The organism is Affinundibacterium danionis (assembly GCF_042432465.1).
Taxonomy (GTDB): Bacteria; Pseudomonadota; Gammaproteobacteria; order Burkholderiales; family Burkholderiaceae_D; genus Undibacterium; species Undibacterium danionis.
In genome coordinates this window covers 40,347-62,245 of record NZ_JBHLXJ010000008.1, presented here as the reverse complement: position 1 = coordinate 62,245, position 21,899 = coordinate 40,347, and the positions used below count along the sequence as shown (strand labels likewise).

The window sequence follows — 21,899 nt, the reverse complement described above, 5'->3', positions numbered from 1 at the left end:
TAATTAGCGAATTGCTCTCTCAATAGCTTAATTAAAACTAACTTTAGATTCATATACATCGATTAAAGGTTCGAATTAAACCTTCAATTGGGAAAATTCAAGCAAAAGTACCTAAAAATCAAATTGGCACAATCTACTCAAATTGACTAATTTCAGGGATAATCCAATTGCTAACCAGAACCAAAAATAGATCAATTAGAACTATCATTCGTTTCAATTAAAACGAATGATAGTTCCAAACAATCTTGACGTCAAGAGGATTTGAACACCATGCTTGCAAATCGAATGAAAGAACTGATCAGTCACAAAACGACTGAACTAAAAAAATACAAGGAATTGGAAGAATTAACTGGAATAACCGCTGCAACATGGCGTAGTTGGTGGAATCGTGGAAGTACACCTAGTGGTGAACTGATTGAAGCTGCTTGCAAACTGTGGCCAAATTATGCTTTTTGGCTGGTGACTGGTATCACTGACCAATACCATGGTCATGATTCACCGAAATTATCAAAAAATTTCAGGCGAAGAACAGCCGCATACGATCTATTTGAAAAAAAGATTGAATTCGAAAAGTGGCGTGAAAAGAACCCGGTCACTGACGCAGAAAGCGATCAATATTTTCGGGATAATTTGGCTGCGCGTGATTCTAAAATATTAGAATCAAACCTTACGGCTGACTCGATGAATCGAATCCAGCAGATGGACGAATTTCACCACGAGATCACTACACTTACGCATATCCGTGATGATCAAGAAGCAGCACTATTGCGAGCTGAAGATCAAAGTAGTCAAATCAATTAGCCTGAACATTCTTTAAAAAGATTTTGCACAAGATTTAGATCAATCTTTTTTACAAGGTCTATTTTTCAGTTTTCGATAGTTATCGACCGCACGAAATAACAGCCAGCAAACATAAACAGTCCAAAATGAAAGGGCAAGCAAACCACCCCAGAAATAAAGTACTGCAGTTTTTAAGGTAGCCACTTGATCTGGACTTAAGTCCGCCGCATAGTCACCAAAGTGAGCGATAGAAAATGCAAACAAAAACGACAAAATACCAATATAAAACATACGTTTAAAAGACTGCCAAGTAGTTGGCATAGGTTTCAAATCTTGAGAATTTAAAACCACAGGCATCTCCCGTACTCCCCTAAAAACAGGAATCACCGACTCTGCAATTTCTTCGAATTCAAGTGCCTTTTCATGCTTTCCTTGACGTATCAATTTCAATTTTTCGTCTTGAATAACTTGCTCCATTGAACGGTTTGGATTAGCAATTAAAGTCTTCAACGATTCTTCAAGAGCCTGTGCCTCAACAAGCATATTGGCATCACGCAATTTTTTTATCATTCGTCGTTGATCACGAACGACAAAAAATAACATCACCTTTTGAATAAATTTCACAAAAAAATATCCTCTCTGTCATCCCCATCAAATAACTGCGGCCAATCGACTGTTGACAAAATAGTGCGGCATCACTTTTTTTGTTTTGCAAAGCGAGAACAATTCTAAAGTTGTCGCTTCCGACGCAGTCTATGGTGCAATGTCCAGTCTAATCAGTGGGAGCTATTTTCTGCCCCCAAAATACGAAAGCAAGAATCGTTTCCGCTATGGATAACGAATGTCGCTTTACCCTACAAGCAAAACTCCAAAACGGAAGGGCTTCTAAGATTTAAATTTGGAAGTAAGTTTAAGTCTAATTTATATGCACCAGAAAAATTAAACAGTTGACGATATTTAAAATTCTAATCTTATTATAAACGATTGCAAAATCACGTCAAATTCCATTTCGTGGTTGCCATTTTTTCAGTACATTCGACTTAGCTCAGTGACAAATCGGTTTGTAGCTCAACCATCCTCAACGGTAATTAAGAAACTGCAATTATCTTTTTGCAGCAGCATCGTAGACAGCGCTTCTTTCCCGTTTGCCTACCGCAACAACAATCACAATGAGTTCACTGTCTCGCACCTCGTACACGAGCCTATAACCAACACTACGCAATTTAATTTTGTAGCGATCTTTATGACCATTCAATTTTGCGGACGGCACACGCGGATTAGCCAATCGTTCAGTTAACTTAGCTTTAAATTGTTCTCGCGTACTGCTATCGAGTTTTCGCCACTCTCTTAATGCTTCATCTAAGAAACCAAGCTCAAAGGTCATCAAGCTTTACCTTCACAATTGGCTGACCTTTGCGAGCATCGGCAATCGCATTAAGTTCTAAATCTTCAATTCGATCCATCAAAGCTTCATAAGCTTTTGCAGGAACACAGTAAAACGCAGGTTCATTACGATTAAGAATAGCGACAGGCATTCCCTCCCCAGCAGCAACCGTACCCATAGGATTTTTCTTGAGTTCTGAAACACTTGCAGACGTTTCAGCTAATATAAGATGAGGCATAGATCACCTTCAGAGTCATTTAAAGCACCTATATTAGCACCATTAACAGGTCTTAACAAGAATAACAAATGCAACCATATAGCCGGAAAAATTGCGCTAATAGACAATTATCAACTCAATCAAATCAAGCACTTAGATGTGTATAAACGCAAATTCAATAGCGCAAAAATTTAAATGCAGACCGTTTATCCATGCGACATTTCATAGCATAAACGCACAGGTTCATAGCCTACCGGGGGTTCGAATCCCCCTTTCCCGCCAGAATACAAAAAGCCGCGTAATCTTGATTACGTGGCTTTTTATGTTTACACAATTACAAACCACACCATTTGCTCAGCAAATAATGTGCGCCCATCACTACGCTGCAGACGGCGCCCCCTCACAAATTTGAAAATATATTTTCTATTAAAGTGAGAAACTGCGATTTTTAAAATCCCGGAACAACGTTTATCTTAATAAACTGTCTGCTACATACAACGTAGCTTACAAAACGATACAAGAAGCTGACATAGGGTATCCAAGCAAAATCAAGCTATTTTACGTGCATGCCTATACAAATTACTTTCTTTACTGCCGAGCCAAGTAATAAAAATAAATTTTCATACACAGCACTTCATTGACAAGCCTGACATTTGCCTGCATGCTTGCCTCGCAATCTTATTTTGCATTAATAAACTCCCTCAAGCTCAACAAAAATATAAGATGAAAAAGACACTTCTTAGCTCGCTCGCGCTTGCTTGCGCCATGGCCGCACCATCTGCATTTGCTGATGTTCAATATCAAATCAAAATCACCAATCCAGTTCAGCATTTAGCGGAAGTGCAAATCGACTTTCCCGCTGTTTCAGGTAAAACGCTGGATGTGCAGATGCCAATTTGGCGTACAGGACGATATGAAATACTGAATTTGGGTAAAAACGTCCGCCAATTTGTCGCGACCAATGGTAAAGGCAAAGCTTTAAGTTTTGCGAAAACCGACAAAGGTACTTGGCAAGTCAAGACACAACCTGGCGAGACCGTCAAAATTTCTTACGAGGTATACGCCAATGCATTAGGTGAGCGCACTCAGCACATTGATGACACACATGCCTACTTAGATGCCAGCGGCATTTTGATGTACGCCGCGCCGTTCCGCAGCCAAGCGGTGAAAGTCAGTTTGGACACACCGAAAAATTGGATCTCACGTTCTGGTATGGACAAGGGAAATTGTGATCATTGCTTCGTGGCGAAAAACTACGACGTATTGATTGATTCACCGATTGAAACCGGTGAACATGAGTTCCATAGCTTCGATGTCGATGGCAACACTATTGAATTGGCGATCTGGGGTCGTGGCAATTACGATGGTAAAAAGATGGCAACTGACTTGAAAAAAGTAGTCGAAGAAGGCCGTAAGTTGTTTGGTGCATTCCCCTTCAAGCGCTACTTATTTATAGTGCATGCGACTGATGGTGTTGGCGGCGCGACCGAGCATATCAATTCTACCGTGATTCAAAAACCTCGCTGGGGCTTCGCTCCTCGCAAAGAATATCTGGGATTCATCCGCACTGCCGCACATGAATTTGTCCACACCTGGAATGTGAAAGCTTACCGCCCTAAAGAGATGGTACCTTACGAATATCAAAAAGAAAATTACACACGTTTGCTATGGATGGCCGAAGGTAACACCTCGTATTTTGAAGAGTTATTAACTTTACGTGCTGGCATACAAACACGTGATGAATTCATGGAAGAATTTGCCAAAGCCCTACTCGCTTACGAGCATCAACCTGGCCGCTTCCAACAATCTGCGGCAGAGTCCAGCTTCGATGCGTGGATAGACGCAGGTGGTGAACGCGCACGCAATGCCTCTGTCAATATTTATAGCAAAGGTATGTTACTCGCAACTGCCATGGATATCGCGATCCGCGAACAAACCAAAGGCGCTAAAGGTTTTGAGCATGTACATCAATATCTGTATCAACACCATACCGTTGATAAAGGTGGCTACTCAGAAGCTGATGTGCGTACTGCCTTAAAAACAGTAACGGGTAATGATTGGTCCGCATGGTGGGCGAAATATGTCGATAGCACGGGCGAGATTCCATTTAGCGAATTGTTCACCCACGTTGGCATGCGCTATGTCGTAGAAGGCGGCAAAGATGATGAGCAAAAAGAGGAATGGTTCACGGGATGGCGCACTCGCGACACAGGCGATCACCCTACGGTTATAGAAGTTGAACGCGACAGCCCAGCATGGAAAGCAGGCGTAGTAGCGGGTGATATTTTGGTGGCGGCAAATGGATTGCGTTTAACACCAAAAGACATCAACGACAAACTTTGGATGCAACAACAAACGCCAATCAAATTATCGGTGTTCCGTCGTGATGAATTGCGCGAAATTGCCTTGACGCCAAATCGCCAAATCAAAGGTAAAGCCAAATTAAAAGCTTTGGATACTGTCACTGATCAGCAGAAAGAATTGAATGCACGCTGGTTGGGTGTCGCATGGCCAGCAACCAAATCTACTGCAACTGATAAGGCGAAAGACTAAGTGTAAAAGGAAATCAACTTCGCATGAAGTTATATGCAGAGTGAATCCTAAAAAAAGGCGCCAGCAACTTAATCAGTTACTGGCGCTTTTTTTACTGTCTTGCATTTATAGGATCGCACCTAACAATTAGAGCTATTACAAGTTAGGCTCCACCTTACCCTCCATCAACAAACGTACCATAGGATCAAGACTAATCAATTTCGGATTACCGGTCACGGGAAAGCTAAATTCCTGATTTTTTTGAGTTATACGTAGCGTTTGTAATTGTATTTTTCCATCACTCGTCTGCACTGCCAAGTCTAAAGGAAACTCAAACTGTGTAGCACCTTGCACTTGTTCAACTTTAATCTTCACCGTTTTCTTATCCGCTTCGAACTGCCATTGCACAGCTAATTTAGGGTAACCAGCTTGATCTAACCATTGCTTAAAAAACGTCGCCAAATCTTTGCCGGAGACTTGCTCCATCACCGTTTGAAAATCATTGCTCAGCACATTTTTACCGGAAAATTTTGCATAATATTGACGTATGCCATTCCAGAAAATTTCGTCCCCCAGCTCTTGTCTCAGCATGTGTAACACCCAACCCGCTTTTTCGTAAGTATTAGGACTTAATACTTGCTTAGGGTCGCGAATCTCGGTATCGACGATAGGACGATTCACACGTTGATGGTAACGAATAATTTTTTCGCGATCAGCTAATATTTGTCTGACAAATCGTTCACGACCGTAAGTGTGTTCTATATAAAGATTGGTGAAATAAGTGGCAAAACCTTCGCTCAACCACACATGATGCCAATCATTTTCGGTAGTTGAATTACCAAACCATTGGTGCGCAATTTCGTGTGCAACTAAAGCTTCTTGCTCGCCCTTCCCAGTCACCGAATTTTCGAAATAAAAAATCGTATTAGCATTTTCCAAGCCACCAAATCGAGTTTTAGACTGTACATTGGCTAGTTTTTTATAAGGATAAGGTCCAACATTTTTTTGAAAATAATCGAGTGCTTTCGCCGCTACTGCATAATCATGAAATCCTTCCACACGATTTTGTGGAAACACCCAACTCGTAATAGAAATATCGTCCAATTTGGCGCTTTCTTGCACGGCAAAATCTGCGACACCAATCACCATCACTTTGACCGCAATTGGCACATCTTCGCGCCAATGCGTCAATTTTCTATCCCCATCAAGCTTGCTTTCTTCGACTTTCAAACCATTCGCAACGACGGCATAATGCGCTGGCGCTGTAACTATGAACTCGACTGCTGCTTTGTCGCTAGGATGGTCTATCGTTGGCAACCATTGATGCCCTTGATCTGGCCAGTTATCAGCGAAAAATACCCGGTCACCATATTTATTCTTACTTATATGCAAGCCAGATTTCGGAATACCTTGATAAGATATTTCCAAATTCACTAACTCTCGACTCTCGCTCACTTTAGGGAGATGTATGGTTAAACGATCATTCACATGTTCAAATTGCAGCGTCTGCTCTCTTGCTTTTATCTGCAAGACCTGCATGCCATGCATACCTTCCGTTTGGCTAGCGAGATCAAGTGCGAACTCCTGGAGTGGCGACAGCGTGCGCAGGCTAATAAGCGCTCGCCCTTTGATTAAATCGGATTGATCGCTTAACTCTATATAAAACTGATAACGCTCGATATCTAAGGCAGGATTCTTAAGGTAAAAATCACGTGCCAACGCCGAACTAATCAGGCTGAAAAACAATAAGCCAAACAAAAAACGTTTCATAAATTCTTTTATTCCTGAGCTAAAAAATAGAGTTCGAAAAATACTTCCGTCCCGCATTGATATTTATCTGCCTCGATCTTACCAACAAGGACAAGCATGAGAGCATAGCAAAAGAACGCGTAGTGATGCGTTAGATACATACTCAGGCCTTGGTCAAAGTAAAATGTGTTCATAATTCACTTTTTTTCACATCGCCCTACTTGTTTCCTTTCAAACTATCACATATGATTAAAACGCAATCCGTAATCGATATCCAAGTTCAGGGAGCTACTGATGGAACATCACCATAGCAGTAAACAGCCCGATTGGAACTTGCATTCCACGTCACACGCAATGACCTTGAATGCAATGCCTCGTGGCAACTTACACTCACATTCTTCTCAAGTTTATGTGGCTAGTGAGAGCATATTTTCATCAGATGATGAAAGTGACGACAGCATCGTATTTTTATCTGAAGAAGATAATGGTGACTTAAGTAACAAAGCCGTTTTCCCATGGAAAATATTGATTGCGGATGATGACTCCAATGTACACGACACCACAGTATTAGCACTTAGTGGCGTGGAAATCCATGGCAAGCCTTTAGAGTTTCTCCATGCGTTCTCTGCGAAAGAAGCTCAAGAAGTCGCAGAAAACAATCCAGACACGTCTTTAATTCTGTTGGATGTCGTCATGGAAACCGTTGATGCAGGCTTAAAATTGGTCAACGTTCTGCGCGATGATCTATCACGAAAAAATCTGCGCATCGTTCTTCGTACTGGACAGCCAGGCTATGCCAAAGAAAACCTGATGGGTAACTATGCGATAGATGGCTACGCGACCAAATCTAAATTAACACGCTCAATTTTAATCAGTATGTTAAATGAGGTACTGGACGCCAATTTAGATAAGGAAGATTTGCCTAATTAAGATACTCAAATTAGGATAACTTGATATCGCGTTTTTATCCTCGCGTACTTCAATCCCCAATATCATCAAAAATGCCTGGAAATATTCCTGGCATTTTTTTATTCAGCATCCGTTTGATTCGCGGGCGTGGCTTGATTAAATGCCTCCAATGCCAAACATCGCTCATTAATTTCCAAAATTCTAGGCATGCCACTCAAATCACATTGGAATCGTTGCGCATTATAGACTTGGGGAATCAGGCAACAATCCGCCATGCTTGGCGTATCGCCAAAACAAAATTGACCGCTACGTGTATCTTGTTGCAGCCTTTGCTCTATCACAGCCAAGCCGAGTTCGCACCAGTGCCGATACCACGTGTTCTTTTGTTCATCAGTCACTCCAAGATTTGCGCTTAAATACTTCAACACGCGTAAATTATTAATTGGATGGATATCACAAGCGATCGATAGCGCCAACGCCCTTACATAAGCGCGATCAGTAAAATCTTTAGGTAGCAAAGCAGGCTCAGGGTATTTTTCTTCCAAATATTCTAAGATAGCTAAAGACTGAGTTAGCGCCGCACCTCCGTCTTCATCCGTATCAATCAAAGCAGGAATTAAAGATTCTGGGTTGATCGACTTATATTGCTCAGAAAATTGCTCTCCACCATGCTTCACCAAGTGCACGGGCACCTGTTCATAAGCAATACCTTTTAAATTGAGCGCAATTCGTACTCGATACGATGCTGAGCTTCTAAAATATCCATATAACTGCATCTCTGCCTCCTTAACTAATAAATCTTGTCAATTTCAACTAACCACAATCACCTAGTTGCATTCCGTCATTTAAGGCACCATTAACGCGCCATTAACGCGCCATCAAATTTGCCTTCGCAAATATGCCTTCTATGCGCTCTTGCATTTGAACATTGCCTATCATAGGCATACTCAACAATTGATTTAATAATTCTGTCAGCTGTTTAGCGTCTTGCCCATTCTTGAGTGAAGATTGAAGTACATCGACCTGCTTTTGCAAACGCTGAAGGCTCAATTCAGCCGGACTATCTATTCCTAACAAGATTTCCAAATGCAATAAAATTTCTTCAAATTTTGACGAATCTGAGCTGGTAGCCAGCCTGTTTCCGGGCTGTTCAGATGCTCGACAAACATAGTCAAATCGCTGCTGTAAAGCTTTGCTGATCACAGAATCCGGTAAAGCGCGCACAAGCCAGTCTTGCTTACAATGGTCGACAGTAGTGGTCGCTTCTGGCAATAATCCTTGCACTAAAAGTTCCATACTCAAGCAAGTATGGATTTTTTTGAGAATCTGCTGTGTTTTATCTTGTTGCGCTTTTGCTTTCAGTTGAATCACTTGTTGCTGCAGACCATCTAATAAATGAGAAAACTCTTGCTCAATTTTTTGCTCTTGATCACGAGGTACATTTGCATATTGGCGCCATGCGCTTTTCGCGTGTTCAATAGCCTGCGTTATTTGCGAAATATCACTTAAGTTTTTTAATTGAGTTTCCCGTAAAGCGATACAAATCTCTTCTTTCGCGCGCAAATTGTCTTGTCGCTGTTTATCCGCACTTTCTGCACTGGCTCGCTTTTTTTCAAACACAGCATCGCACGCGCTACGGAATCGTTCCCATAAAGCTTGATCTTCTTTTCGCGGCAAAGGGACTCGTGCCGCTTGCATTTGCCAACGTTGCTGTAATTGACGTAATAGATCTATCGATGATTTTTGTGCGCCGTCTAATTGACTCGCAGCGACAATTAAATTCTCGCGCACTTGCGCTTCTTGTTTTTGACGACGCTCCAAAGCTTGTCGCATCGGTGCTAACACTGCATCAAGTTCTTTATCTAACCGAGCTTTATCTTTACGATCTACCTGCCCAATTGCTCGCCAATCACTCTGCATCTGCTGAATCGAATTAAAGACATGTTTCCAGTCCACTTGATCACCGATATCGTCAGCTGCTGCAGCGTCCGTCTCGGAATAAAGTCCCAATAATCGCGACTGTGCCCGCCACTCAAGAAGTTTTGCTTCTGCCTGCACTAGGTTCGCTTGGCGTTGTGCATTTTGCTCGCTAAAAAATTGTGCTGCTGGCGCGTAAGCGACATTACAAGCGGCATCAAATCGTACCCATAGCTCTTTACTGGCAGCGCCACTACTCGCCTCGGTTTGCTTCCATTGTTCGCGCAGAGCAGACACCGTTTCCACAATTTCTTTGGGGCTGAGCTTTAGCCCAGCCAGACTTTCCGCAGTGGTGACCAACTCATCTCGCGATGCATTACCACTCCATTTCGCCCACGACAACAAATGTATCAAAGCTTTGCGTGCCAGATTAATTCGCTCTTTCAAATTCACGCTCAGGACCAGATTAGCGTAATTTTGTTTGGTATTCACATCTCGTAACTCACGCTCATACTTACGAGCATTTTGTACACTTCCCTGCTCTAAAGCGATTTCCATTTGCTGCAAAAGCAATTCAATTTGCGCTATCGATAACGCTAGCTGCGGTTTACTTACTTTTTTCTTAGTTGATTTGGAATTGTCGGTGCGAAGCTCTGGTTCAACGTTACCGACCTCAGGCGTCAATGCAACGTCAGGCGCAGTAGAAAATACTGTCGTTGGCAGAACTTGTTGTGCCTTCCGCCAGTTATCCTGTATGGCGTGCATTTTTTGCTGGCATTCGATGACTAAATTTTTAGGCAAAGAAGCTGCGTAATCATCGGCGGTACAGGTGTCCAATCTGGTCTGCCATTCCGAAAATTTACTTTCCAAATCTGGTGAGGCGTGGTCTACCACTTGCTCAAACTCTTGCTTCAAACTTAAAACGCGCTGTTGCAATTGGATTTGTTGCTCCAAACGCTTGGACAAAATTTGGCGTTTTTCTTGAAATTGCGTCTGTAGGTCTTCAGAAAATTGTTTGACTTGAGCATGCTGTTTATCTAAGTCAACTAACTGATTACTGAGTACTAGATTTTGTTGAATAAGAACCTCAGCCGCAGCAACACAGGCTTGGGCTGCTAACTCATTTCGCAGATTGTCAGTTATCTCATCCAGACGCGTCTGAAATAGTTTCGCCACGCGTTTATCGAGCTTACGCATTACAGGCAAAACCTGTTCTAGCGCAGATTGACTTACTATCTTTTGTGCCGCATGAAAACGTCCATCGGCAAAATCACATTTGATCAACAAATTGATCAATAGGGATTCATCATCTCCGGCAGCATCGACTTTTTGCATAAACAACTGGCGTTCTTGCTCCTTAGATTTATGCTTCTCCTCAATTTGCAAATTTTTGTTCAAGACCGCCACAACTTGTTGATCATTTTTCTTCGTATCGGAGCGACCACGTATCAGTTTGGAAATAAAATCTAGCATAAGAGATGTCAATAAAATAAAGAAGATAGGCGAAAGCAAGCATCATAACAAGACTTAGGCTTAAATCCCAAAAATCCCTGTAATGCGCGCGAGGAATAATGACTGGCTCCGAAGTTTATTGAAATATTTTGTTTCAATTTTAGGTAGGAGACTGTCCGCCGTTTGTCTTGTGTTCACGTTATTAAGGCACAGGTTCAACTTAGGAGCATAAGATGAAAGCTTTATTACTCAAGAAATTACTTATCAGCCTGACAGTTGCTGGTAGCTCTTTAATGGCAGTCTGTGCTAGTGCGCATGATCGCTATCATCCCGTACAGGTTTATTCAAGACCCGCCCCAGTACAATTTTACGATTACGTCTATTACCCCAGCCATCAAGTGTATTTCTCACCGCGTGCGCGTACTTGGTACTGGTCGGAAGGAAGACACTGGCGCTCAGGCGTACGTCTGCCATTTGGCATCAATATCAATCTTGGCGGGGTGCCGATTCAATTAAGATCAGCGCTTCCTTATTATGATCACATTTATGTAGAACAACGTTACGGTCGCCCATGGCGCTCTGCACATCATGACTACTATCGCGAGCGCAGAGATTTTGATGACCGATATGACAGGCATGATAGAAACCATAGGCACCATGACCGCGATCGTTGGGATCAACGATAATTACATTACTGGTCACGCATAGCTCTTGCTCATCAGTTACCGACCAAACCCGCTGCGATATTGATAGAAAATCCCAGTATTGCAGCATTAAATACAAAACTCAGTACCGACTGAGCAAGCACAGTCTTACGCATCTCTCGCGACATGACCATGACATCCGAGGTTTGGAGTGCAACGGCAATCGTGAAGGAAAAATACAAAAAATCCCAATAGTCAGGATGCAGCTCTTGATTAGGGAACTGCAAAGCACGGTGCTCTTTAGGCGAGCGATAAAATAGCAATGCATAATGAAACATAAAAATCGTCCCGAGCAATAGCCATGCGCCCGTTACCGTGGCACCAGTAAACAGGTATTTTAGTATTCGCATTTCATCGTCAATGCCCCGCAAATTACTTAATTCAAATACGATAGCGATCAAACTCGCTGTCGCCGAAGCAGTCAAAATAAATAGCACGGCGAACGCGCTATTATCCTCACGCTCAGCAACTTTTACGACGCTCTCGTGATTGGTATTACGTAGCAAAAAAATCACTAGCAGCAGGTAAAGCCATACGGCGATATTCCAAGAAGTAAGGATCTTACTAATCAAACTCCAGTCCGCAGGGAGAAAGAAATAGCTTGCGAGACCTAAACCAAATGCAAATACAAATCGTGGTCTGTGGATGACAAAATCTCGCAGGATGTGAAATCCTCGCAATACGAATAAAGATTGACTCATTGTTTTTTGCTCGCTAATGTCGCTCACCGAATTTATCTGATGCTATGGCTCGCTACGTGTTTTATGTGTACTATCAAATAATGAAATAAGCTGATCGTTACAGATTGTCGCCTCGGAACACTCACTTAGCATTACTCTCATCGCTAAATTACAACAATTCCGTCCACAAACCTCGATATTCATTACACTTAACAAACCGAGGTAACGAGAGATATCTACGATGAATAAGAAACCCCATTTTATTCCAGTATCAAAAGCAACTGCGGGAATGATTTTGTCCGAAAATTTGCTAGATAAACTTGGTCATGTTCTGTTACCCGCAGGAACCGCGTTAACTGAAGCCACCATTAAAGCAATCGCACATCATGAAATACATCATTTGGCAGTCTTGACTGATGTCAATGAAATGACTGAAGACGCTGCTGATAGTACATTTCAACAAACTAAAATCGCTAGACTAGACTTAATCTTCCGACATACGCCGTATGATGAGCCGACCAGCTTACTAAAGTCTTATGTAGAAAAGTATCGTAGGAGCACCTCTTCATGAGCCAGTACATCAAAGATCATAACGACCTAGAAATTTCATTAGAAGAGGTCATTAATAAAATCAACGATTTACCCAGCTTTCCCCAAGTCGTACAGGAGATACTGAATGACCTCGACAATGAAGAAATTAGCTTAGACACCATAGTTGAAAAAGTCTCTTTGGATCAGTCACTTGCCGCCAAAGTATTACAGGTAGCGAATACATCCTATTACGGTGCGAATTCAAAAGTCATCAGCATCCAACAAGCCATCTCAATGTTGGGAATTACAAATCTGAAAAATCTGATACGAACTAGTATTTTCAAAACCCACTTACCGACCGCATACTGTCGTGGATTTGATAATTTAGGCTTTTGGCGTCACAACATCGCTACCGCCATCTGTGCAGAACTCATCGCCCGTAGCCTGCACTTGAAACACGATTTTGCGTTTACCGCAGGACTCTTACACGATATTGGTCGTTTAGTTTTAGTATCGCGTTTTCCCAAAAAATATGAGGAAGTCATCCGACTCGCAATTGAAAAAGACTGTAGCCTGCTAGATGCGGAACGTAATTTACTGGGCGTTGATCATGTTGCCGTTGGCTTAATTCTAGCATTGCAATGGAATTTTTCTGATGCGATACAAGATGCAATTCGTGGCCATCATGAACCCGATGATAAAGAACTCAATTCAATCGCATCGATCGTTCATGTTGCCAACGCCATCGTCCACGCGCTTGATTTAAGTGACAACCAGCATGAGATGGCGGTCCCTATTTCTCAACATGCTTGGGATGCTTTAGGTTTATCTGAAGAAGCTTATCTAGCGATTTTTCAAGAAACCGAGCTCCGTTTTGAAGCTATGAATCAAATTATTCAATAAGCAAACAAGCGATAGGTATAAGTCTAGATATAAGTAAATTACTCAATTCCGCCATACAAACGAGTATCATCTTGTTTTGTTTATCTTAATTAGATCACTGAAAGAAAGTCTTAAAAACGATGTTTTGTATTATTCAGAGGTTAGCTTGGAACATATAAGTCATTTTAAAGATTCGGGTTTTAAGGTAAATGACATCCAACTCTTTCACGGTTTAGCTCCCCAAGAAATTAGTGCGATACAACGCACACTAGATTCATGCCAGATTGTATCGGTACAAGCTGGCGAAATCGTCATTGACAGCAATAGCTCAGGTGCCTGCCTGTATGTTATTTTGGAAGGCACATTGGCACAAGCCAGCAATGTGGCAAAACGTCAGTTGGAAAGCGCCAGTATTCAATATTTCGCTGGCGAATGCGTAGGCGAGATTTCTGTACTCAATGAAGAAACTTCGGTTGCGACTATCGCTGCGGTAAGCGAGAGCAAGCTGCTTTTAATTGATGCCGCTTGCATGTGGAAAATGATTGATGAATCGAATGGTGTCGCGCGCAATCTCCTACGCTTACTCTCATTTCGCATTCGCGCTACCAATGCACAGCTACGCAATCGCCAAAAAGTAGGGGAATTTTATCGCCAACTTTCTATGGTTGATGGTTTAACTGGCTTACACAATCGCTCTTGGCTCAACACCCAACTTCCTGGCCTGATTGAACATGCTCATGCAACACAAACTGAGCTCAGTATCATCATGGTCGACCTAGATCACTTTAAAAAATTTAATGACCTGCATGGCCATATTGCCGGTGACGAAGCTTTACAAGCCGCAGCCAAAGTCATTAATAATGGTCTGCGTCCTAGCGACTTCGCGGCGCGCTACGGTGGCGAAGAAATGCTCATTATTTTGCCGAATACTAGCCGGGAGTCAGCGTTAGCGGTCGCCGAGCGACTGTGCGAACGGATACGAAATGCGATCATCTTTCCAGATAAAGAAAAGTCGCTACCACACATTACAGCATCATTAGGGCTTGCTAGCTTACGAGCAGACCAAGATGGGCTATCGCTAATTGCCTGCGCTGATGCTGCGCTCTATCGCGCCAAAGAACGTGGTAGAGATCAAGTCGCTCTGTAAAAACAATGCGATAATAACCATGACCTAAATGCAAAAAAGAGTGCTAGCAAAAAAATTGCAGCACTCTTTTTATTCATCGCAGGAACGAATTTGACTCTATCGAGCCAACTAGCTTAGCCCCAAAGAGCTAAGCTATACCCAGTATCAGAAGCGGTGACGGATACCAAATTGCAAAGCACGACCTGGTTGTCCAGCGACTTCGGTAAAGCCGCCAGATGCACTGGCTGCACCTGGTGCATACTGTCCGTCATTCTGATTTTTGATATAGGCATACACGGCATACAAATCAGTACGCTTTGACAAGTTATAGTCGTAGCCCAAACCATACTGAGTCACGTCACTGTTGGATAAAGTCTTATCGTCTTGGTGGCTATAAGATGCCATGATGCGACCGTTCCCAACTTTGTAATGCATACCCAAGCTATAGCTGTCTGCTTTTAACTTGAAGTTCTTTGTGATATTAGATCTAAAAATACTCGTCCATGCTGCAATCACAGGCGTTGGTACACCGCCAGCTTTCAAACCAGGTGTGATTTCTTGATCCCAAGCATCATAGAACACTGGCAACAAAATGGAATTATCATTTTTCATCGATTGATAACCAGCGAACAACTTGAAATCGTCAAAGCTATAGGAACCACCAGCTGTAGCCGTTACCAAACCGGTAGAACCATCGGTATTAGTACCACGGTTGTAACCAATACCAACGTCAAAGCCATTTGCCTTGTACTTCACATTAGCAGCAAGAAAATCTTTATCCAAACCAATGTAGCCTGAATTTTTGAAACCGTACATCAAAGCACCGCCAAAACCATTTGGCAACTCAATACGATATTGCAATGATTTATTAGAGCGAATTGCCATACCGGTCGTCAAAAGACCGCCAGTACCACCTGTAATCCCACCCCAACTACCAGCCATACCACTTTCGAAAGCATCTGCCGAATTAAAAATTTCGTAAGCAGGCGTATACATACGTCCCGCCAAAATCGCACCAACTGGGGTAATCAAACCCACCATCGCAGTACGATCAAATAAACCACCATCAGGACCACCGCCTCGTGCCAAAACTTGAGGAGATGTTGCATTGACGTTATATTTAGGCTGTAACGCAGAGCGAACACCGGCCAAAGTTTGTGCCGCAGCACCTTTCAATGCTGGATTACCAAAATCAGGAAAGTCCATACCTTTGGTCAATGCAAAACCTTGATAATCACTCAAATTACCCGCCTTATTGCTACCTGTATCAACTTCAACGCGCGCTTCTAAATTGAAGATTGCTTTGTATCCGCCGCCCATATCTTCAGTTCCTTTGAAACCGATACGAGAGCCATCAGCAATACCACTAACCATTTTGGTTTGTGTGCTTTTGCCACTATTACTAACTTGAATACCCGCATCCAAAATACCGTACAAAGTTACGTTAGTCTGGGCAAAGACTGGTGCAACGAAGCAGCTACTCAAGGCAGCAATCATTAATTTCATTTTCATTTTTTGTCTCCAAAATATAGTTCTTAAATACTTGTAAAACGAACGCACGTACTAATTTCATTTGTCAAAATATGACATTGATCGCAGCACTTGTATAGAAGCATCGCTAAGAATTCTAGGAATGTCGCAAAATAGATACTAACAAAAAATATAAAACTACCGTCAAAAAAAGACATGTCAGAATGCCTTTAATTTCCTATGAAATTAAGGATAAATAAGGGTTTGTTTCAGGTGATAAATCTTAATACCACCGAAGTAAAATCGATAGCTTTTTTCGAATAAATCTTCTAATTTTGAATGTCGTTTAATTGCACCTCGCAGCACCATGCCAGAACTTAATGACATATAGTAAGCATTCAAATAGCACTATCGTTCGTTTCGCCCAAACTTATAAAATTGACCAGGAGACAAAATGCGTCACATTAACTATTCACTGACTATCCTTGCAGCCGCTATTCTTGCTGGCTGCGGCGGTAGCGGCAGCAGTGCCACCGACCCAGCACCAAAAATTAAATTCACCTCCCAAGTCACTTTCGGCGATAGTTTAAGCGACGTTGGCACCTACAAAGTTGGCACAGTAGCGGCACTAGGCGGCGGGAAGTACACTATTAATAGTGCAACATCCAAAAACTGGACTGAAATCGTTGCCTCAGATCTAGGCTTACCAGCTCCTTGTGCGGCACAAACTGGCTTAGAAGGTCTAGCCGCACAAGGTTTCAACGTACCAGTAAAAAATAATGCTGGCTGCACTGGCTACGCACAAGGTGGCGCGCGTGTGACCAATCCAGTCGGTCCAGGTAACAAACTTCTCGGAGGCAATAATGCCATTTTGGGACAAATGACTGTTCCAGTTGCCAAACAAATCCAGAATCACCTTGATGCCGTAGGTGGCAAATTCAGCGGCACTGAAATCGTCTTCGTCAGCGGTGGCCCAAATGATGCATTCATACAAGCCAGCACTTTATCCGCGGCAGCGACCGCCGCCGCAACGGCAGCTGTTACAGCAGCGGTGCCTGGCCAGATTCAAAAAGATATCGCTAGTGGCGTATGTAAGCCAACAGATGCTCAAGCAAGTAATTGTATCGCTGGTGCAGTTGCCACCTTAACACCGACCGTCGGTGCGACAGCTGGAGCGGCCTATGCCAAAGCAAACGCTCAAACTTATGTCGACGCGATGGGAACGGCGGGTACGGAATTGGCGGGTTACGTCAATAATCTGATTTTGGCAAAAGGGGCAAAATATGTCGTGGTAGTGAATATGCCTGACCTAAGCAGAACACCAGATGCGCTCAAACAAAGTGCCGATACTCAAACTTTGCTAAACGGCATGAGCATCACATTCAATGCGCGTTTGTTGGCAGGTTTAGCAGGCAATGACAATGTATTATTTATCGATCTATTCAGCCGTTTCCGCGATCATACGTCTAATCCTAACAATTACGGCATCGGCAATGTGACTACGCCAGCTTGTGATTTAAGCGCAGCAAAAAATCCCTTGGGCTCCTCTTTAGTTTGTAGTGCAAATAACTTAATCGCTGGAGATACAAGCAAATACTATTTTGCTGACAATGTACATCCATCACCATTAGGCTATTCTTTGTTTGCAAGTTTTATTGGCGAAGAATTAGCAAAGCGCAAATGGAAGTAAGCTGTGCTTTAACATTAAGTTGAAAACAAAAAGCTAAAAATAAAAAAGAAGAGCCACAACCTCTTCCTACTGTAAAAAAGACGGGACTTGTCCCGTCTTTTTTACATCTAAAGTATCTGAAATAAATTACTGCTTATTCATCTTAGCTAACTGCTCTTACGATACTTTATTCAAACCAGATAAAAATTTATCGCTACTGAATTTATCCGGCCCCCACACGATGCTCAGCAATAACAAAGCGCCCCAATAAATATGATCATTCAGACCCGCTGGGCACTCTAAAGTCCAGAGTAAGGGATATGAAATCAAAGCCATCAAATTCACGGTAAACAGTCCTACGCCAGCAAGCCGCGAAAACAATCCTATCAATAACAAGACTGAAAAAATAAGTTCAGCTCCCGTTCCCATGTAGGCAGCCAATTCTGGTGACACGAAAGGCACATGATATTCTTCGCGAAATAAATCTAAGGTAGATGGCCAATCCTGAGTCTTAATCCAGCCTGATTTCAAAAACTGCCAAGAAACAAATCCACGCAAGCCAAATTCAGTAAGCATACGAATAAAAGCGACTAATTTACCGTCGAAATTAGTCAACAATTGATGTACGTATAAAAATGTATTCATAGTAATGTCCAAGCCAGAGGATTAAGGCAATTAGTCGATACGACATCACTATTCCTTACATTCAAATCCAACAAAAACACCTAAACCAAACCATTTTTGTAATGCGTTAGCAATATCAAACTGAGAATCGCTAGCTATGGCGAGTGCTAATGCGTCTCCTAAAGTCTGTCCCTGCTGCAAAGCCATCAGCGTCAGAAAACTAGTGTTATCCAATGGTGTCACAATAAGCTGCCAACTAGGGCGACTAATCAAGGCGCAACATGGCGTATCCAAAGCTACATCCATCGTTTGTACAGGCTGCACCTGATGCGCGAGATAAATCTGCGCAGCGGCATACTCCGCTTGAAACAGCGCGACCGCAGGATGAAATAAAAGTCGATATTGCTGAGCCAGCTCGCCCACCTCAGACAAAAATTGAGACAAACTGATAAATGGAATGTTTTCAGCATAATATGCGCGATGCAAGTTCCACTCTAAGTTCGCGACTGAAGCAAAATACGGATAATCTTTCACCGTAGTTTCTAGCGAAAGAAAATCCGAAAATTGATCACCAAACAAATTCAGATCGCCTGACTGCGAAGGATATTGTCGTCCATATTGAAACGCCAGATAAGTAAAAAATTCTTCGCCAACTAACTGTTGCAAAACTGGATAGGCGTTAGCCAAGGTCTTACTCCAAATCGCTTGTAGATTGCCTCGATAGATAGCCATTCTGGATTCAAGCAGGTCTGCAGGTGTAGAAAATAAGTCAGTGGGAGAATCCGCTTCTTTGCTCATTAACAACTCAAAGAAATTTTTTTGGTTTTGAGCTAACGGCTCCGTTTGCTTAACTTCATTTTCGACCCGATTTTCAACCTCGTTGATCGCGTCATTCGCGTCCTTTGACATGCTCATCTTCCGGCTCACTTACTCATCACGAAAACCCGCTTGTTCACGGATAGCTTGCATCTTATTAGCCTCGCTCAACAATACTTTCAATTCCGGCACATCGGTATCCCACTCAATTAAAGTGGGAACATCAGAACTGACCTCGCGACAAAATTCAAGATACAAATCCCAAACTTCAGGTGCTACGCAACTACCATGATCATCGATAACAACCGCGTCGCTACGTGTATGTCCAGCCAAATGAATTTCTCCAACAATTTGCGTTGGCAAATTCGCGAATTGGCGTATCGCTGCATAAGCATCTTCTGCATGATTGCATTGGTTAACATAGAGATTATTCAAATCTAATAGCACACCACAACCAGTACGGTGACTTAGCGCAATGAGAAACTCCGCCTCACTCATTGCGTCGTCACGAAAGCGTAAATAAGTAGAAACGTTCTCAATTAATACCTGACGTTGCAAATAATTCTGTAAAAAATCTACGCGATCACAAACCAAGCTCAGCGCTTGTTCAGATAAACTCAGCGGCAATAAATCATTCAAGTGCTGTTGCGCCACAGCGCCCCAACACAAATGCTCGGAAACCAAAGCGGGTTGAACTCGGTCAACCAATCGCTTCAATTTTTTAAGATGAATAGAATTAAGTGAATCTGGCGTTGCCGAGCCAAGCCCAAGACCTACTCCATGCAGACTTATAGGATAATCTCGTGCGACATGCTCAAGTACGTGCAAATCAAAACCGCCATTACCAAAATAATTTTCCGAGTGAACTTCCAGCCAATCTATATCTATCGTTTGCTCGAGAAATTGATGATAGTGCGGGGTCCGCAAACCTATACCATTGCCTTGTAGAGTGGACGGCTTGGTCAAAGATTTGCGGCTTTCACTAGAAGATAAATGATTCTTCAAGTTGAGTTAAATCCAATCCAATTAAAGTAAAGTCGAGTGAATTAAGATTTTGGCGCTTCTAACTTACCGCCCATTTTTTCACAGCTACCAGCAGGTACTTTTTTCCATTCATTTGGATCATTATCTTTCTTGCCTTGGCCGGCGCATGAGTGACTACCATTTTTGGTAGCGCAATCATTTTGACCTGCTTTAGCAATACCGTAGCATTTTTCTGTTTTTGGCGCATCTGCTGCCATCAAGGTCGATGATCCCATCAAACCTGCCAATGCCACCGCGATCATCGCTTTACTATTTAAGTTACTCATATTTTTCTCCAAAGTGAAATAAAAAAAGTAGCACCAATTCGCTACTAACTTCAAACTACAATGAGTAGTCGAAGCAATTTCTAATTCCTTACAAATCATCTCAAAAAAACTGCCATTTGATTCTGCCCCGATTCCAGCCACTAGTAAAGCATTTAAAATGGTGTATCCTCCCACTTTTATCTTACTTATCAGATAGGCCAGTCATGCAAGAAATTAGCTTTACAGTCGATGGAGAATACGTAGAATTAAACCAGCTATTAAAACTAGTCGGTATTTGCGATAGTGGTGGCGCGGGTAAAGTGATCGTCGCTAGCGGCGCTGTCCGTGTAGATGGTAAGCAAGAACTGCGCAAAACCGCCAAAATCCGCCCAGGGCAAAAGGTGCAGTTGGGTGACGTTCACATTAAAGTAGAAGCTCAATAATCGATTGATAAATTACAAATAACAAATAATCAATAATATGTAATCTTCATACGTACATTCATATGCATATTATTGAGTTTGGTTGAGTATGCGCGAGTAATCTAAGGACGATTATTGGTAGCGATTTTAGTTTAAACCAATTCAATTTTTTCTTCTGGCAATTTACTGACAGAGATTTCATTACTAATTAAAAATTGTGCCAGCATGTTGTCCATCGTTGCCACATGATGCTCAAACCACAATGGCAATTCTTCTGCCAAGCTAGTACCAAGGTCATGTTCACCCGCTGCATAGCGGCGCTTAACCTCTTGCATTACTTGTAAAACAGCGTCATGTTCACCTTGGTGACAGCCAGCAGGCGGAAAACTGTTGTCACGCATCCAAGCATCCTCTTGCGCAAAGTGTTCTATAGAGTGCTCAATCAACGCATCAAGGCGACTTAAAAATGTAGCGGGTTCGTCCAACGACAATGCAGCGCACAATGCGACAAATTCTTGATGCGTTTCGTCCATCAAATCATGTTTTAAACTCAAACGATCCGACCAAGTCCAGTCTGCTTTTGTCATACCTATCCTCAACAATATAAATAATACTTCCCAAATACCGATTGCAAATAGCTCGCAACCATATAACGCCTTCCACGGCGTCATGCGATCCATGTGAACTAAGATCGAGTACGGAAACTGTAAACCGTAATTATCACAGATTGCTTAAGATTCAGCTTG

At 42.4% G+C, this 21,899-nt stretch carries 22 protein-coding genes; 9 read left to right on the top strand and 13 right to left on the bottom strand.

From position 1 onward, the window contains the following. Positions 1-285: 285 nt before the first annotated feature. A complete protein-coding gene (locus ACFFJH_RS07590; RefSeq protein WP_390211415.1) occupies positions 286-801 on the top strand; it encodes a hypothetical protein in 516 nt (171 codons plus the stop codon). Between the two features lie 39 nt (positions 802-840). On the opposite strand, the gene ACFFJH_RS07585 is transcribed toward ACFFJH_RS07590, so the two are convergent. The 3 genes from ACFFJH_RS07585 to ACFFJH_RS07575 all read right to left on the bottom strand — a co-directional run bounded on the left by ACFFJH_RS07585 (position 841) and on the right by ACFFJH_RS07575 (position 2,402). Further along, positions 841-1,404 carry a hypothetical protein gene (locus tag ACFFJH_RS07585; RefSeq protein WP_390211414.1) on the bottom strand — a complete coding sequence of 188 codons (564 nt, stop codon included), beginning with the start codon at positions 1,402-1,404 and terminating at the stop codon, positions 841-843. Between the two features lie 478 nt (positions 1,405-1,882). Then, the gene (locus ACFFJH_RS07580) at positions 1,883-2,164 is read right to left on the bottom strand and encodes a type II toxin-antitoxin system RelE family toxin (protein WP_390211412.1); all 282 of its coding nucleotides are present in this window, start codon (positions 2,162-2,164) and stop codon (positions 1,883-1,885) included. Further along, positions 2,154-2,402: a type II toxin-antitoxin system Phd/YefM family antitoxin gene (locus ACFFJH_RS07575; protein WP_390211411.1), complete on the bottom strand. Its 249-nt coding sequence runs from the start codon at positions 2,400-2,402 to the stop codon at positions 2,154-2,156. Before ACFFJH_RS07575 ends, ACFFJH_RS07580 begins: the two co-directional genes overlap by 11 nt. A gap of 702 nt (positions 2,403-3,104) precedes the next feature. Between ACFFJH_RS07575 and ACFFJH_RS07570 the strand changes: the two genes are divergently transcribed. After that, positions 3,105-4,934 (top strand): M61 family metallopeptidase, encoded by a 1,830-nt coding sequence (locus ACFFJH_RS07570; RefSeq protein WP_390211410.1) that lies wholly within the window; start codon positions 3,105-3,107, stop codon positions 4,932-4,934. Between the two features lie 135 nt (positions 4,935-5,069). On the opposite strand, the gene ACFFJH_RS07565 is transcribed toward ACFFJH_RS07570, so the two are convergent. After that, positions 5,070-6,683 carry a M1 family metallopeptidase gene (locus ACFFJH_RS07565; RefSeq protein WP_390211409.1) on the bottom strand — a complete coding sequence of 538 codons (1,614 nt, stop codon included), beginning with the start codon at positions 6,681-6,683 and terminating at the stop codon, positions 5,070-5,072. Positions 6,684-6,956: 273 nt separating this feature from the next. Between ACFFJH_RS07565 and ACFFJH_RS07560 the strand changes: the two genes are divergently transcribed. Further along, positions 6,957-7,592, top strand: coding sequence for a response regulator (locus tag ACFFJH_RS07560; RefSeq protein ID WP_390211408.1), 636 nt, complete (start codon positions 6,957-6,959; stop codon positions 7,590-7,592). A gap of 98 nt (positions 7,593-7,690) precedes the next feature. Here the strand turns inward: ACFFJH_RS07560 and maiA are convergent, their stop codons facing one another. Both maiA and ACFFJH_RS07550 read right to left on the bottom strand, forming a co-directional pair. After that, on the bottom strand, positions 7,691-8,347 hold the full coding sequence (maiA, locus tag ACFFJH_RS07555; RefSeq protein WP_390211407.1) for a maleylacetoacetate isomerase: 657 nt from the start codon (positions 8,345-8,347) through the stop codon (positions 7,691-7,693). A gap of 91 nt (positions 8,348-8,438) precedes the next feature. Beyond that, on the bottom strand, positions 8,439-10,961 hold the full coding sequence (locus ACFFJH_RS07550) for a DUF349 domain-containing protein (RefSeq protein ID WP_390211405.1): 2,523 nt from the start codon (positions 10,959-10,961) through the stop codon (positions 8,439-8,441). A gap of 212 nt (positions 10,962-11,173) precedes the next feature. On the opposite strand from ACFFJH_RS07550, the gene ACFFJH_RS07545 reads away from it, so the two are divergent. Then, positions 11,174-11,626, top strand: a complete 453-nt coding sequence (locus tag ACFFJH_RS07545; protein ID WP_390211404.1) for a hypothetical protein — start codon at positions 11,174-11,176, stop codon at positions 11,624-11,626. 32 nt (positions 11,627-11,658) lie between these two features. Here ACFFJH_RS07545 and ACFFJH_RS07540 read toward each other — a convergent pair whose 3' ends face one another. Beyond that, positions 11,659-12,345, bottom strand: coding sequence for a DUF1345 domain-containing protein (locus ACFFJH_RS07540; protein WP_390211403.1), 687 nt, complete (start codon positions 12,343-12,345; stop codon positions 11,659-11,661). A gap of 220 nt (positions 12,346-12,565) precedes the next feature. Here ACFFJH_RS07540 and ACFFJH_RS07535 point away from each other — a divergent pair, with 220 nt between their 5' ends. The 3 genes from ACFFJH_RS07535 (at position 12,566) to ACFFJH_RS07525 (ending at position 14,884) form a co-directional block, all read left to right on the top strand. After that, positions 12,566-12,895 carry a hypothetical protein gene (locus ACFFJH_RS07535; protein ID WP_390211401.1) on the top strand — a complete coding sequence of 110 codons (330 nt, stop codon included), beginning with the start codon at positions 12,566-12,568 and terminating at the stop codon, positions 12,893-12,895. Beyond that, positions 12,892-13,758, top strand: coding sequence for an HDOD domain-containing protein (locus ACFFJH_RS07530; RefSeq protein WP_390211400.1), 867 nt, complete (start codon positions 12,892-12,894; stop codon positions 13,756-13,758). The genes ACFFJH_RS07535 and ACFFJH_RS07530 overlap by 4 nt, the downstream gene beginning before the upstream one ends. Positions 13,759-13,903: 145 nt before the next feature. Continuing rightward, positions 13,904-14,884, top strand: a complete 981-nt coding sequence (locus tag ACFFJH_RS07525) for a GGDEF domain-containing protein (protein ID WP_390211399.1) — start codon at positions 13,904-13,906, stop codon at positions 14,882-14,884. Between the two features lie 144 nt (positions 14,885-15,028). On the opposite strand, the gene ACFFJH_RS07520 is transcribed toward ACFFJH_RS07525, so the two are convergent. Continuing rightward, positions 15,029-16,375 carry a porin gene (locus tag ACFFJH_RS07520; protein ID WP_390211398.1) on the bottom strand — a complete coding sequence of 449 codons (1,347 nt, stop codon included), beginning with the start codon at positions 16,373-16,375 and terminating at the stop codon, positions 15,029-15,031. A gap of 412 nt (positions 16,376-16,787) precedes the next feature. Between ACFFJH_RS07520 and ACFFJH_RS07515 the strand changes: the two genes are divergently transcribed. Then, on the top strand, positions 16,788-18,023 hold the full coding sequence (locus tag ACFFJH_RS07515; protein ID WP_390211397.1) for an SGNH/GDSL hydrolase family protein: 1,236 nt from the start codon (positions 16,788-16,790) through the stop codon (positions 18,021-18,023). 156 nt (positions 18,024-18,179) lie between these two features. On the opposite strand, the gene ACFFJH_RS07510 is transcribed toward ACFFJH_RS07515, so the two are convergent. Genes ACFFJH_RS07510 through ACFFJH_RS07495 form a run of 4 tightly spaced genes read right to left on the bottom strand, consistent with a single transcriptional unit; the run spans position 18,180 to position 20,752 of the window. Then, entirely contained in the window at positions 18,180-18,647 is a 468-nt protein-coding gene (locus ACFFJH_RS07510; RefSeq protein WP_390211395.1) for a DoxX family protein, read from the bottom strand. Between the two features lie 48 nt (positions 18,648-18,695). Further along, positions 18,696-19,535 (bottom strand): HvfC/BufC family peptide modification chaperone, encoded by an 840-nt coding sequence (locus tag ACFFJH_RS07505; RefSeq protein ID WP_390211393.1) that lies wholly within the window; start codon positions 19,533-19,535, stop codon positions 18,696-18,698. Positions 19,536-19,553: 18 nt separating this feature from the next. Continuing rightward, entirely contained in the window at positions 19,554-20,447 is an 894-nt protein-coding gene (bufB, locus tag ACFFJH_RS07500; RefSeq protein ID WP_390211391.1) for an MNIO family bufferin maturase, read from the bottom strand. Positions 20,448-20,488: 41 nt separating this feature from the next. Continuing rightward, a complete protein-coding gene (locus ACFFJH_RS07495) occupies positions 20,489-20,752 on the bottom strand; it encodes a BufA1 family periplasmic bufferin-type metallophore (RefSeq protein WP_390211390.1) in 264 nt (87 codons plus the stop codon). 203 nt (positions 20,753-20,955) lie between these two features. On the opposite strand from ACFFJH_RS07495, the gene ACFFJH_RS07490 reads away from it, so the two are divergent. Next, positions 20,956-21,174: an RNA-binding S4 domain-containing protein gene (locus ACFFJH_RS07490; RefSeq protein WP_390211388.1), complete on the top strand. Its 219-nt coding sequence runs from the start codon at positions 20,956-20,958 to the stop codon at positions 21,172-21,174. Between the two features lie 131 nt (positions 21,175-21,305). Here ACFFJH_RS07490 and ACFFJH_RS07485 read toward each other — a convergent pair whose 3' ends face one another. Then, positions 21,306-21,740: a hemerythrin domain-containing protein gene (locus ACFFJH_RS07485; RefSeq protein WP_390211386.1), complete on the bottom strand. Its 435-nt coding sequence runs from the start codon at positions 21,738-21,740 to the stop codon at positions 21,306-21,308. Positions 21,741-21,899 lie beyond the last annotated feature (159 nt).